This window comes from Pyxidicoccus sp. MSG2 (assembly GCF_026626705.1).
In the GTDB taxonomy this organism is placed as follows: domain Bacteria; phylum Myxococcota; class Myxococcia; order Myxococcales; family Myxococcaceae; genus Myxococcus.
The window spans coordinates 7,606,079-7,618,636 of record NZ_JAPNKC010000001.1 but is presented as its reverse complement, the minus strand read 5'-3'; the positions used below and the strand labels follow the sequence as shown (position 1 = coordinate 7,618,636).

At 68.0% G+C, this 12,558-nt stretch carries 10 protein-coding genes and 1 tRNA gene; 4 read left to right on the top strand and 7 right to left on the bottom strand.

The features are described 5' to 3' along the window. The first annotated feature begins 416 nt into the window (after positions 1 to 416). On the top strand, positions 417 to 1,178 hold the full coding sequence (locus OV427_RS30060; protein WP_267859629.1) for a hypothetical protein: 762 nt from the start codon (positions 417 to 419) through the stop codon (positions 1,176 to 1,178). Between the two features lie 88 nt (positions 1,179 to 1,266). After that, a complete protein-coding gene (locus OV427_RS30055; protein WP_267859628.1) occupies positions 1,267 to 1,401 on the top strand; it encodes a hypothetical protein in 135 nt (44 codons plus the stop codon). 413 nt (positions 1,402 to 1,814) lie between these two features. Here the strand turns inward: OV427_RS30055 and OV427_RS30050 are convergent, their stop codons facing one another. From OV427_RS30050 to OV427_RS30040, 3 genes are all read right to left on the bottom strand, one after another. Next, positions 1,815 to 4,343: an AAA family ATPase gene (locus tag OV427_RS30050; RefSeq protein ID WP_267863506.1), complete on the bottom strand. Its 2,529-nt coding sequence runs from the start codon at positions 4,341 to 4,343 to the stop codon at positions 1,815 to 1,817. Between the two features lie 162 nt (positions 4,344 to 4,505). Continuing rightward, entirely contained in the window at positions 4,506 to 4,646 is a 141-nt protein-coding gene (locus OV427_RS30045) for a peptide-methionine (S)-S-oxide reductase (RefSeq protein ID WP_267859627.1), read from the bottom strand. 623 nt (positions 4,647 to 5,269) lie between these two features. Then, a tRNA-Pro gene (locus OV427_RS30040) sits at positions 5,270 to 5,346 on the bottom strand. Positions 5,347 to 5,608: 262 nt separating this feature from the next. Between OV427_RS30040 and OV427_RS30035 the strand changes: the two genes are divergently transcribed. Further along, complete coding sequence (locus tag OV427_RS30035; protein WP_267859626.1) at positions 5,609 to 5,992, top strand: response regulator; 384 nt, start codon at positions 5,609 to 5,611, stop codon at positions 5,990 to 5,992. Positions 5,993 to 6,029: 37 nt separating this feature from the next. Here the strand turns inward: OV427_RS30035 and rpe are convergent, their stop codons facing one another. Next, positions 6,030 to 6,686, bottom strand: a complete 657-nt coding sequence (gene rpe / locus OV427_RS30030; protein ID WP_267859625.1) for a ribulose-phosphate 3-epimerase — start codon at positions 6,684 to 6,686, stop codon at positions 6,030 to 6,032. 171 nt (positions 6,687 to 6,857) lie between these two features. On the opposite strand from rpe, the gene OV427_RS30025 reads away from it, so the two are divergent. Continuing rightward, entirely contained in the window at positions 6,858 to 8,372 is a 1,515-nt protein-coding gene (locus OV427_RS30025) for an HD family phosphohydrolase (protein ID WP_267859624.1), read from the top strand. A gap of 77 nt (positions 8,373 to 8,449) precedes the next feature. Here OV427_RS30025 and pyk read toward each other — a convergent pair whose 3' ends face one another. The 3 genes from pyk to OV427_RS30010 all read right to left on the bottom strand — a co-directional run bounded on the left by pyk (position 8,450) and on the right by OV427_RS30010 (position 12,545). Further along, complete coding sequence (gene pyk / locus OV427_RS30020; RefSeq protein WP_267859623.1) at positions 8,450 to 9,877, bottom strand: pyruvate kinase; 1,428 nt, start codon at positions 9,875 to 9,877, stop codon at positions 8,450 to 8,452. A gap of 137 nt (positions 9,878 to 10,014) precedes the next feature. Next, positions 10,015 to 10,905, bottom strand: coding sequence for a hypothetical protein (locus OV427_RS30015; protein WP_267859622.1), 891 nt, complete (start codon positions 10,903 to 10,905; stop codon positions 10,015 to 10,017). A 170-nt stretch (positions 10,906 to 11,075) separates the two neighbouring features. Further along, on the bottom strand, positions 11,076 to 12,545 hold the full coding sequence (locus OV427_RS30010; RefSeq protein ID WP_267859621.1) for an NFACT RNA binding domain-containing protein: 1,470 nt from the start codon (positions 12,543 to 12,545) through the stop codon (positions 11,076 to 11,078). Between the last annotated feature and the right edge of the window lie 13 nt (positions 12,546 to 12,558).

The following is a 12,558-nucleotide window of genomic DNA, read 5'->3' as shown; positions in this document are numbered from 1 at the left end:
TGGACCAGGCGGGGCTGCTACGCAGGACGTTCGCGCTGGACGTGTGGGCCTGCGTGAGGTGTGGCGGCAGGCGTCGGGTGCTGGCGTACCTGACAGCTCCCTGTGGGGTGAGCGCCATTCTGGAGCACCTGGGACTGCCCTCTGTGTGCCCAAAGCAGGATGCACCGCCCCTTCCTCAGCCTGGCGCACAGCTCGGCGGCACACGTCAGCGGCCCTCCTCGACCCCTCTGCATCAGCCATCACCCTCAACACCCCTCCCATTCGTCCTTCTGTGAAGCGTGTTGCATCGGGTATGGGCCCCTCGACGACTGCGAGATGAGCAGGGGCTGCCTCAGCAGCCAGCCTTCGTCATCTCCCTGAATTGGCCTGAGCGAACCCGGGGGAGTTCCTCCAAGGAGTCCCGGTAGACTGGGACCATGCTCGCTCGCGTGGCCTGGTTCATCGTCTTGCTCGTGATCGCGTCGCTGTGGACGACCGCCACGGTGGCCATGGACTTCTTCGCCATCTCCAGCATGGCCAACCAGGTGGGGAGCGCGAAGCTGTTCCTGCTCATGGCCCTGTTGCCCTTCAACCTGACGGTGCTCTGGCTGTTCGGCATGCTGGGGCGAGCCTTCAAGCCGGAGCCGCCGCTCTTGTCCATCTTCCCCCGGGAGGACGGCAGCGAGTGCGTAGAGCTCGGTGGAATGGGGACGGCAGCGTCGGTGTTCCTGGCCCTGGGGGGCTCCGCCCTGGCGTTCGCCGCCATGCTCGGCGGACTCACTGGGGGATTCAACGCACCGCTACCCGTGGGTGTGGGGGCCTGGGGTGCCATCATCGCCTGCGGGGTGTTCGCCGGGCGGTGGTCCCACGCACGGCAGAAGGCCGGGTACCATGACCTGCGCCTCCACGCCGAGGCGCGAACCCTCTCCCTGCCCCCCATCTCCACACGCAGGCACCGGCTCGACATGCGGTGGCGCAACGTGCGGTCGCTCCGCGTCGCCCCCTATATTTGCACACACCGGGGGCGTCCCTACACCTACCACCAGCTCACGCTCGAACTCTTCACCGCCGACGGTGGCGTGCGCCAGGAAACCATCGCCATTTTCGACCGCCAGGAGCAGGCCGAGGTGCTGGCACACTGGCTGCGAACACGCCTCGAGGTGGGCGAGACCGCTCCGGTCGAGCAGCGCTCCACCTGACTCACGCGACATCGTTGTCTCGTGCCAGGATTTTCGCATCGGGCCACTGCCGTCCGCCGGGCGGCTCGCAGGGTGCGAAGGTGGAAGCATGAACAAGAACAGGCTGGAAGCGTTCAGCGATGGCGTCATCACCCTCATGGTGCTGGAGCTCAAGGCGCCGCTGTGCCTACCCAAAATTCAGTCGCTGCGTCATGAGTGCGTCAAAACACGCGTCATGACGTGAGCGATTCGCATGACGAGCCGCTGGGTCCTCCCTTCCGTTTGACAGAGGTCGGAATTACGCCCGGTTCAGACGCCTCAACACCTCTCTGCCTGCGTGTGGACACTCCCTGCCCTTCCTGCGAACGCAGGTAGGCTGGTACAGCACGCGCGGGTCAACGAGGGGTTGTTGGAAGGACCGAGACTCTACGCAGCGCGGCGCTCGTACTGGTGGTGGCCCCCTGTGTCAGGGAAGAAGTCGCCTCGGCTGACGTGCCGAGCGCGGTGAAGGCTTCGAGGGCCGCGCGCCCCCTGCCCCCTGTGTCAGGGAAGTTGTCGCCCTGGCTGACGTGCCGGAGACAGCGGCCGGGGACGGTAGGCAACCCCAGGCGCCTCAACATCGGATGGACGCCGGGGCCTATGAGCACCTCTGGTAGCTCATGCGTCCTCGGCCTTCAACGCCTGGTCGTGGGCCGTTGGGATGATGGTCAACTCCGCGCGCCCTGGCGCCGCGGGCTCCTGTGCCTCCCTTCGGACCAACCCGATGACCTGCGCCGCGAAGTGGATCCGATCCGTCCTCAGGATGTTGAAACGGCCCCGGTGCCCCCAGAGTGTCTCTGGATTGTCCGCGCGGATTTCGCAGTTCCAGGTTCCGTCGGGCTGCGTGGCGATCCGCACGCGCTTCATGGTGTAGCTTCCCTGGTCGATGTAGTCATTGGTCGCCAGTACATAGATGCCATCGTTCTCGATGATGTGCGGCAACGAGGAATTGGACGGAGGCTCCGAGTTGTCGACCGGCTCGAGGTTGACCCCCTTCAGGAACCTGAGCGCCACGATGTCCTGGTCCTGCAGCGTGTCCGCCATGGATGAACCCGTGACGATGGCGAACGCATCGATCTTCGTTCCGTCGATGGTCTGGAATGGGAGGTGCGGCTCCGGGCTCGGAGCGGCGTTCAGACCGGCGGCGATACGAAAGATCTGATTCAACTTGCGTGCGGATTGAATCGCCTCGTGGGGGACCGTGTACTCCTTGAGCCTGTTCCGGAGGTTGCGGCGAGCAGGCCCCTGAGGCCGTTGCTGCGGGACCTGCGTGCCGGCGGCAACCACAGGCTCCGGCTTCAACCGAGCGAGAGGCTGTCCCAGCGCGAAGGCGAAGAGGTTCAGGAGCCGGTCGTTGAGCGATGTGGACTCGTCAATCTTCCGGGTGACGGTCCACGGCTTGTCGGTCGTCCAGGTCTCTTCGAAGATGTACTGCTCGAAGTTGGGTTCGTGGACGAGGCTGCGACTGTTCTCCGTCAGGAGTTCGTCGATCTGCGCGTTCGCCCGGTCCGCGTTTGCGCCCAGGTCCCGGTCGTGGATGACGCGATACCCGATACCGAAGGCATTGAGGACCTTCTGGAACGCCGGGATGGTCCATTTCCCCCGGCAGTTGATGAATGTGGTTGCACGCCTCGCCAGGAGGTACCGGGTCAGGTCCAGCTCCCCGAGCGCGTGGAGCTTCCTCGCTGTAGCTTCGACCGCCGCGATTTCGCAGTCCCCCTCGACCAGACAGACCTTCTCGGAGAAGAACGCTTCGTTCACGGCCGGGTCGAAGTTGAGCAACATCCGGAGTCTCGCGCGCTGCTGGTGGTCCTCCTCGGACTGCGCGAACACATCCTGGGTGCGCTGCGTGGCGACGGGATGCCCCTCCTTCTTGCGAAGGATGACGATGCCGTCGTGGCGATCCGCGAGGTCCAGGAAGACAGGCGAATGCGTCGTGCAGATGACCTGACCGATGCCGCTGCGCGCGATCTTCAGGAGCGTGTCGCGCATCCTCCGGCACATCCCGGGGTGCAGGTATATCTCCGGCTCTTCAATCAGGAAGAGCATGTGCTGATGCTCGCGCGACGCGCTCTGCCTGTTCTGCTCCACGTAGAGTTGGAGCAAGGCCAGGACGATGGACCGCTGCGCGCCATGTCCCTGGTGGTCCGGCCGCGTGGACAGCCCCGCATCCAGCACCCGGAACTGGGTGCTGCTCGCGAGGTCCGAGGTCACATCGGGTGCGCTGAACGTGAGCTCGGCACTGATGTTGATGAGCTCCTTGAATTTCTCCGTGAGCTTCTCCTCCATGCTGGCGACGATCCGGTGCTTGCCCTCCGTGGCGAAGAGGTCCTGGAGTTCCGCCGCGGCCCTCTTGAACTGAACGACGCGGTCGTGGTTCGACAGGTGCTGCTCGAACAGCGAGTTCACGATCTTGCGGATCGATGATGCCTTCGCTCCCACGTCCGTCTCTTCGGTCGTTTCGCGAAGCGCTGGGACATAGACGACGTTGGGGAGAGCCGCTTCGAGAGCGGTCGTGCTCCCACTTGCATAGGGAGTCCAGTCGTCTTGCTGCCGGGTGACGAGCAAGGGGGACTTGAGCTCACGAGCGATTTCAATGAACTGGTCCAGGGTGACCTTGGTCGATGCGGCGTCATTCGTGAATCGCGCGAGGAGCGGCGCCCACAGTTCATCCGCTCCCAACGTCGTCCGGAGCGACTTGAGGGTGAGGGTCTGCCTGGTGGATGGCCAGCCCGTGAGCTGGCACTCCGGGGGACGACCCGGGGTGTATGCCCAGTTCTCCGAAGCGACTCCGGGAGCCTTCCAGATGCGTTTCAGCCGGTAGCGCTGCTGGCCGCCTTCGAAGAAGGTGCTTTCGGTGAGGGCGGCCAGCGCCCTGTCCCTGTCCGTGAGCTGATCGAACTCCAGCTCGACTTCAATGGGCCCGCTGGTGAAATCGTTGCCTGGAAACTGCTCCGGCATGGCCTTCATGATGGCGGTGCATGCGAGCCGGATGGCCTCCATGATGGAGGACTTCCCTGCGTTGTTCTCCCCGACGATGGAGAGGAAGTCCGCGGAGCCGTGGCGCGGTGCTTCCTTCTGGGGAATCCGCAGCTCAAGCGACTTGATGGACTTGTAGTTCCGGATGGCGACGCGATCCAGCCTCATGAGTACGCTCCTCCGTGTCTCGGATGGAGGAGGTTGCGCGCAGAGCTTCATCGCGGCCATACCCCGTGAGAGGGATGGCTGCGGTGAAGGCAAACGACGTGCGGGGGCGGTTCGTGGCCGGAGGGGCTCCATGTCCTGATGACGCCGGGCTCCGGGTCCGTCTCAGGCGCTGACGCTCACGCTGATGGGGCGGTTCACGCCGGTGCCGCCGACGCCGCAGTTGCCGCCCAGGTTCTTCTGCAGGTACTGCTGATGGTAGGACTCCGCGTAGTAGAAGGGCGGCGCCGGGAGAACCTCCGTCATTCTGCCCCCTCGGACGCAGGAGGGCCGTGGCCCGCGAAGGGGGTGCGCGGCCCTCCGGCTGCCTCCCTGCGCGCGATCCGCCTGGCCGACCCCGCTACGAACAGCTTGGGTGACCGGCAGCGATCCATTACCCCGGACTGTCACAGATCTCGCGGCGGGCACCCTCTGGGTTGGCCGCTCCCACGCGGGCGAGACGACGAAGAGCAACAGGGAGGACCTGCTGCCCGTCGCGGTCGGGCTGGTGCCCCTCCTGCGCGAAGCCATGGCCATCTCCCCTTGGAGCTGCTGTTCCCTCGGAAGGACGGTACGCAGCACCCGCCTGACGTCACCCAGCACAAACCGCGGCGCCGGGCGCTCGGCCGTGCCGGGCTGGTGGAGGGCTGCTGAGCTCGTGGGCAACCTCAGCGCGATCCTCGGGAGGGAGCCGCAGCATATCCGAGAGGAGGTCTTCCTTGGTCGCCATGGAGCAGAAGTCCAAGCCCCGCCCCATGCACGGACAACGAAGGCCTGGGCCCGAACGGCCGTCAGAGGCCAGTCCCCTCCGCTTGCGGCTGGCCTCCTGGCCCCGGAAAAACGAAGGGCGCGGAACCGAGGATTTCTCCAAGGATTCCGCGCCCTTTGAATGGTCGGGGAGACAGGATTTGAACCTGCGACCCCTTGGTCCCGAACCAAGTGCTCTACCAGGCTGAGCCACTCCCCGATATGTCCGTCCGCCGGTGGTTGCCTCTCGGGACCGGCGAAGTGCGGCCGGTAGTACCCGAGCCGCCCGGCTGAGTCAACGGCCTCGGATCACCTTTTCTTCCTCCCCCTTCCCGCCTCCCTGCACTCCGGCCCACCCTGCCCCGCAGTCCGCCATGACCCCATCTCCCCCTTCCCAACTCCCTGACATTCCGGTACTTCCGGACTGCAGCCCCCTCCTGCCCCGCTGAAAAGGTTACACTGCATTGCAGCAGCACGACTCCATGATGCCCCCCGTCGTTCTCATCTCCGATGACGATGCCCTCATCGTTTCAGCCCTCGCCCGTGAGGCGAAGCGGTCCGGGCTGACGTGTATCTCGGACACCACCTCGGAGCGCGTCCTGGAGCTGGCCCGGCAGCACCGGCCCGCCGTCATCATCCTGGACATCAACCAGCACCACGACGGACGCGACCTGCTCGCCAGGCTCAAGCAGGACCCCGCCACCCGCGAGTGCAAGGTCATCATCCTCAGCGGCGTCGAGGACCAGTTCACCCGCCACGTCTGCTTCGAGCTCGGCGCAGACGACTACGAGGTGAAGCCCTTCGACCCCACCTTCATGACCCGCGTCGCCCGCCTCGCCACCACCGTGGCCCGCACCCGCGCCTGACGCCTCCCGGACGGCGCGCGCCTTCCGCGCCGCCGCCTCAGGGCCGCAACGAGCGGATGGCCTGCGCGTAGTCCTTCGCGCCGAAGACGTAGCTGCCCGCCACCAGCACCGTGGCGCCCGCGGCCACCACCCGCTTCGCCGTGTCGGCGTTGATGCCGCCGTCCACCTCGATGTCCGTGTCCAGCCCGCGCGCGTCGAACATCGCCCGCAGCCGGCGCACCTTGTCCACCGTGGACTCGATGAAGCCCTGCCCGCCGAAGCCCGGATTCACACTCATCAAGAGCACCATCTCCACGTCGCCCAGCACCTCTTCAATCGCCGACAGCGGCGTGCTCGGGTTGAGCACCACCGACGGCTTCGCCCCCGCGGCGCGAATGTGCTGCAGCGTCCGGTGCAGGTGCGGACTCACTTCCACGTGCACCGTCAGCACGTCCGCCCCCGCCTTCGCGAAGGCCTCCACGTAGCGCTCCGGCTCCACAATCATCATGTGCACGTCCAACGGCTTCGTCGCCGCACGCTTGATGGCCTCCACCACGACCGGGCCAAGCGTGATGTTCGGGACGAACCTGCCATCCATGACATCCACGTGAATGAGGTCGGCTCCGGCGGCTTCCACCTCGCGGACCTGCTCGGCGAGGCGGCCAAAGTCAGCGGACAACACAGAGGGAGCGATGCGGACAGGGCGGCGGCTCATGCGGCGCTTCATACCCGCTTCGCGCGCACCGGGTGTGGGGAACGTGGCCGCCAGCGTCCACCAGGGAGCAGGTGACCGAGCAGGTGGGGCCCCCCGGGCAGTCGTACGGTCGCCCGTGCTACAACCCTGATGCCCTCGCGGCCGCTGGCCGCTTCACCCGGAGCCGCCCCGGTGCTTTCCCAGCCCGCCCAGCCACAGACCCCTGACCTGAGCCGCCGCCTGGCGAAGCTCACATCCATCCTGGATGTCGCCAAGGCGATGAGCGCCGAGCGCGACCTCGACCTGCTCCTGCCGCTCATCCTCTTCGAGGCCACCAAGGTGGTGGAGGCGGACCGCTGCTCGCTCTTCATCCTGGACCGCGAGCGCAACGAGCTGTGGAGCAAGGTGGCCCAGGGCTCCAAGAGTGAAATCCGCCTCCCGGTGGGCAGCGGCATCTCCGGCCAGGTCGCCCAGACGGGCGCCGTCATCAACATCCCGGACGCGTACTCGGACCCGCGCTTCAACCGCTCGTTCGACGTCTCCAGCGGCTACCAGACGAAGACCATCCTCTGCGTCCCCATGCGCGACGCCAACGGCGAGGTGACGGGCGTCATCCAGGCCCTCAACAAGCTCGACGGCGGCAGCTTCAACGCCGAGGACGAGGAGTTGCTCCTCGCGCTCGGTGCCCAGGCCGCCGGCGCGATTGAAAACGCCCTCCTCCACGAGGAAATCAACCGCCTCTTCGAGGGCTTCGTCTCCGCCTCCGTCGTCGCCATCGAAGCCAGAGACCCGACCACCGCCGGCCACTCCGGCCGCGTGGCTGACCTCACGGTGTCGCTGGCCCAGGCGCTCGAGCACCTGTCCACCGGCCCCCACGCCCACGTGCGCTTCTCCCCCGTGGAGCTGCAGGAGCTGCGCTACGCGTCGCTCCTGCACGACTTCGGCAAGGTGGGCGTGCGCGAGCCGGTGCTCGTCAAGGCGGAGAAGCTCTACCCGCACGAGCTGGAGGGTCTGCGCGCCCGCTTCCAGCTCGCCCGCAAGGATTTGCAGCTCCAGAGCTACCGGCGCCGGCTGGAGGCGGTGAAGGTCCGCGGCGACAAGTTCATCGCGGAAATCGAGGGCGAGGAGCAGGAGCTGCTCACCACCGAGCTGAAGAAGCTCGACGAGGTGTTCGAGTTCATCCTCACCTGCAACCGCCCCACCGTGCTCGCGCAGGGCGGCTTCGAGCGCCTCCACGAGCTGGGCCAGTTGCGCTTCGATGACGCCAACGGGCAGGCCCAGCCCCTGCTGCTGCCCCGCGAAATCCAGTCGCTCTCCATCACCCGCGGCACCCTCTCTCCCGAGGAGCGCCGCGAAATCGAGAGCCACGTCGAGCACACCTACCGCTTCCTCACCCAGATTCCGTGGACGCGCACGCTGCGCCGCGTGCCGGAAATCGCCTACGCGCACCACGAGAAGATGGACGGCACCGGCTACCCGCGCGCCGAGAAGGCCATCCCCCTCCAGTCCCGGATGATGTCCATCTCCGACATCTACGACGCGCTCACCGCCAGCGACAGGCCCTACAAGAAGGCCGTGCCCCACACGCTCGCGCTCGACATCCTCAAGCGCGAGGCGGACTCCGGCCAGCTCGACAAGGAGCTGTTCACCGTCTTCGTCGAGGCGGAGATTCCCCGCCGCGCGATTCACGAAAAGAAGCAGGGCTGACGCAGCCAGAATGAAGAAGGGGCCCGCGGTGACTTCCCGCCGGCCCCTGCTCCCTGCTTCGCGCTCGGGACTTCTGCTCAGCCGATGGTGTGCAGGCGGAGGCTGTTGATCTTCCCCGGCTGGCCCACGGGCGCTCCGAAGACGATGACGATGCGGTCGCCCTTGCGGCCCAGGCCGCGCGCCAGGAGCTCCTCCTCCACGCGCCGCACCATGGCCTCCGTCTCCTGGATGGGCTCCAGCACGCGCGGCACCACGCCCCACAGCAGCGCCAGCCGGCGGCGCACTTCCTGGTTGGGGCTGAAGGCGACAATGGGCACCGGCGGCCGGTAGTGCGCCAGCAGCCGCGCCGTCACGCCCGACAGGGTGAAGGCCGCAATCAGCGTCGCGCCGCTCGTCTTGGCCGCCTCGCACGCCACGCGCGCAATCACGTCCGGGAAGTGCTGGGGCAACCCGAGCGGCGCCTCGATGTAGCGCTGCTGGGGCTGCACCCGCGCGGACGACTCCGCCGCGAGGATGATGCGCTCCATCATCTGCACGGACTCAATCGGGAACTTGCCGCTCGCCGTCTCGCCCGAGAGCATCACCGCGTCCGCGCCGTCGAACACGGCGTTGGCCACGTCGCTCGCCTCGGCGCGCGTGGGGCGGGGGTTGTCAATCATCGAGTTCAGCATCTGCGTGGCCACGATGACGGGCAGGCCGCGCAGGTTGGAGCGCCGGATGATGTCCTTCTGGACGGCCGGCACCTCCTCGGGGGGAATCTCCACACCGAGGTCGCCACGCGCCACCATGACGCCGTCCGTCTTGTCGAGGATGGCGTCCAGCCGGGCAATCGCCTCCGGCTTCTCCAGCTTGGAGATGATGGGCACCGTGCGGCCCACCTCGGCCATGGCCTGGCGCGCGGCGTCCAGGTCCGACGGCTGGCGCACGAAGGACAGCGCGATGAAGTCCACGCCGGCCTTGAGGCCGAAGACCAGGTCCTCGCGGTCCTTGGGCGTCAGCGCCTCCGCGCGCACCGCCACGCCGGGCAGGTTGATGCCCTTGTTGTTCTTCAGCGCGCCGCCGTGGATGACCTGCGTCTTGATGAGCTTCTGCTTGTCCGTCTCCAGCACCTTCAGCTCCAGCAGGCCGTCATCCAGCAGGATGCGGTCCCCCGGATTCACGTCCGCCGCGAGGAAGGGGTACGTGGTGGACACGATGTCGTCCGTGCCCGGCACCGTCTCGTCGGTGGTGATGTGGAAGGTGCCCCCCTCCTTCAATTCCGTGCTGCCCTTGACGAAGCGGCCGGTGCGAATCTTGGGGCCCTGCAAGTCACCCAGGATGCCCACCGCCTTGCGCACCTTCAGCGAGGCGGCCCGCAGCTTGGCGATGTTCTCCGCATGATTCTCATGGCTGCCGTGGGAGAAGTTGAGGCGGGCCACGTCCATGCCGTTCTCCAGGAGCGCTTCGAGCATCTCCTGGCTCTGACTGGCGGGACCGAGGGTGCAGACAATCTTCGCTCTTCGCATAGGGCTCGCGAGAATGGGTGGACCTCATGGACGCGTCAAGCACGCTCCACGGGTGGTTTCGCTCGGTAAAACGGTAAATGAGCCAGCGAGCAACGGAGCGATGGTCGCGTCAATCGCGCACCGCCGGATGCGCGCTGTCACCCGCGCAACAGCACGCCGAGGTTCTCCCGCTCCCAACGCAGCGCGGCGGCGTAGTGGGGGTAGGTCCGCTCGCGCTCCCGGAAGGCGCGCGGGTGATGGACGCGGCGGCCGCCCCTCGCGTTGCTCGGGAAGAGTTGGTGGAGCATCTCGTGGAAGACGATGAACTCCACGAAGAAGGCCGGCACCTCCGGCCTGTCCAGCGCGGGATGGATGCGAATCTCGCGCGTCTGGTGGTCATAGACGCCCAGGCGGATGGACTTGCGGCGCCGGCGCGGCGGCATGCGGCCCCAGCCGATGCGGGCCTGGATGAGGCCTTGAAAATGGGCGTCGTTGACGCCGTCGTAAAGCGCCTTCAGGTCGAAACAGCGGCCGAGCGGGTTGAGGTCGGCGTCGGTTTCGCGGCGCATCTGGCGGATGCGCGGCTGCTGGCCGCGGATGTACTCGTCGAGCACGCCACCCGCGCCGCGGTGGCCCCGGCCGGCGTAGTCCGCCACCGCGCGCACCACCGGCTCGGGCGCGTCCAGGAACATGTGGTGCAGCCGCAGTTGCAGCACGTTGGCGCCCCGGCGGAAGGACACCATGGTGGAGCGGTTGTCCGTCACCGACAGCCGCACGGGCATCCCCAGCTCCGCGCTCAGCCGCCAGGCGAGCGCCTCGGCGCGAGACCACAGCTCCTCACGCGTGGGCGTGAGGTTGAGCATCCGCGGGGCCTCCTCGGCCACGCGGTTGCGCGGCGGAGGGGGCCGAGGCTGCGGCGGCACGGGGGCGGGCGTGGCGTCCCGAGGCTGCGGCTCGGCGGCCGTCGCGGCACGGTTGGCCGCGGACATGCCGCGCGGGAAGAAGGACATCTGCTGGCGGAGGTGCTCGGGGGTCACTCGGCCGCCCATCGTACCCGCCAACCCTGGGGACTCAAGGCCGGTGGCTGCCGCCTGCCTCCCCTCCGTCAGCCCGTCAACCGCGCCGGAAGTCAACGTCCCGGGATTCCGCAGGACGCACATCCCGCCGTGCGGCCCGCGCGCGTGGCAAGCCCGCCTGCCAGGGCACTCCCGGGGTGACTTCAGGACGTGGAGGTGGACGAAGGCGCCTCCGCGTGGCGCGACTTGAGCAGCCGCTCCAGCCGCTCCGGCTCCATGCGCACGACGAAGGTCTTCTCGCGCGTGAAGGTGACCTGCCCGTGCGCCGCGCCCTTCACCTTGCGCACGAACTTCACCGGCACGTAGCTCACCTCGCCGCGCGGCTCGCCCTTCGCGGACGAGTGGTGCAGCGCCAGGTGCGCCGCGTCCAGCAGGACTTCCTGCGCCACCTCCTGCGCCTTCTCGAGCGGCACCACCACGTGGCTGCCCGGCACGCCGCGCGCGTGCAGCCACAGGTGCCACGGCCTCGCCACCTTGAAGGTGAGCGTGTCGTTGTCCTCCGAGCCCCGCCCCACCCAGATGCGCGCCCCGTCATGGCCCAGGTACTCCTTGAAGGGGCGCCCCTCCTGCGGGCCCTCGCCACCCGTGGAGAGATGCAGCACCTCGGCCTGCGCGAGCAGCGCGGCCTCGTCCATCTTTTCAATCTGGGCGAGCGCGCCCTCCGCCAGCCCCACCTCGCGGGCCAGCTCCGCCTCGCGGTGGCGCGCCTGCTCCACGCCGCGCAGGAGCCGCCGGTACTGGTGGAAGTGCCAGTCCGCCTCCTCCTTCGGCGTGCGCTTCGGGTCCAGCGTCACCTTCACGTCCTGCGCACCTTCTTCCGTGTACGCGGTGAGCGTCACCTCGGTGGCGCCGCGCTTGAGGCGGTAGAGGTTCTGCGCCAGCAGCTCGCCCAGGCCGCGGTGCTTCTCCGCGTCCGGCCCACGCGAGGCCTCGGCGCGGACCTTCTCCAGCGTGCGGGAGGAGCGCTTGAGGCGCGCACGGTACGGCTGCGCCAGCCGGCGGCGGATGCTCTCGGCGCGGCTCGTCTTGTCCCGCGCGCCCAGCAGGCGCTCCGCGGCCCGGGCGTACGGGAGGTCATCGCCCTCCACGGGGACGAGGCGCGAGGGCGCGCTCCGGCCCTTCGCCAGCGCGTCGGGTGGCAGCGGCTCCGGGGGCGTCCACGCCGCGCCCGGGTAGAGGTTGCGGCGCTGCGCGAAGCCTTCTCCGGAGTGCATCAGCACGCGGCCGTTGTCGCTCAGCAGCAGCAGGCCGCCCGGAGCGCCCAGCTCCATGACGAGGCGGCGGCGCACGTCCTCGCGCTCGAAGTCCAGCTCCACCACGCGCTCGGCCTCGCGCCAGCGGGCGCCCTGCAGCTTGAAACCGGTCAGCTCGTGGCGCAGCCACCGCTGGAAGGGGGCGGGCTCACCCGGGGTGGGGAAGCGCTCCTCGGCCACCGACACGCGGGCCAGGTCGCCCTCCGCGCACAGACACAGCACCACCGAGCGGCCGGGCACTCGCAGCTCCACGTAGGCCAGGCGGGGGAGCGGGCACCAGGACTTCTGCGCCACCGCTCCGGTGAGGCGAGCTCCCACCTCCGCCACCACCTGCTCCAGCTCCACGGGACGCAGCGACACGAGGGCCTCCAGG

What these genes read in the sequence shown, in the direction of transcription:
- OV427_RS30055 (WP_267859628.1), top strand. Translation starts at nt 1,267, where the DNA reads ATGAACAAGAACAGGCTGGAAGCGTTCAGCGATGGCGTCATCACCCTC.
- pyk (WP_267859623.1), bottom strand. Translation starts at nt 9,877, where the DNA reads ATGCGAAGAGCGAAGATTGTCTGCACCCTCGGTCCCGCCAGTCAGAGC.
- OV427_RS30050 (WP_267863506.1), bottom strand. Translation starts at nt 4,343, where the DNA reads ATGAGGCTGGATCGCGTCGCCATCCGGAACTACAAGTCCATCAAGTCG.
- OV427_RS30035 (WP_267859626.1), top strand. Translation starts at nt 5,609, where the DNA reads ATGATGCCCCCCGTCGTTCTCATCTCCGATGACGATGCCCTCATCGTT.
- OV427_RS30045 (WP_267859627.1), bottom strand. Translation starts at nt 4,646, where the DNA reads ATGACGGAGGTTCTCCCGGCGCCGCCCTTCTACTACGCGGAGTCCTAC.
- OV427_RS30060 (WP_267859629.1), top strand. Translation starts at nt 417, where the DNA reads ATGCTCGCTCGCGTGGCCTGGTTCATCGTCTTGCTCGTGATCGCGTCG.
- OV427_RS30015 (WP_267859622.1), bottom strand. Translation starts at nt 10,905, where the DNA reads ATGGGCGGCCGAGTGACCCCCGAGCACCTCCGCCAGCAGATGTCCTTC.
- rpe (WP_267859625.1), bottom strand. Translation starts at nt 6,686, where the DNA reads ATGAGCCGCCGCCCTGTCCGCATCGCTCCCTCTGTGTTGTCCGCTGAC.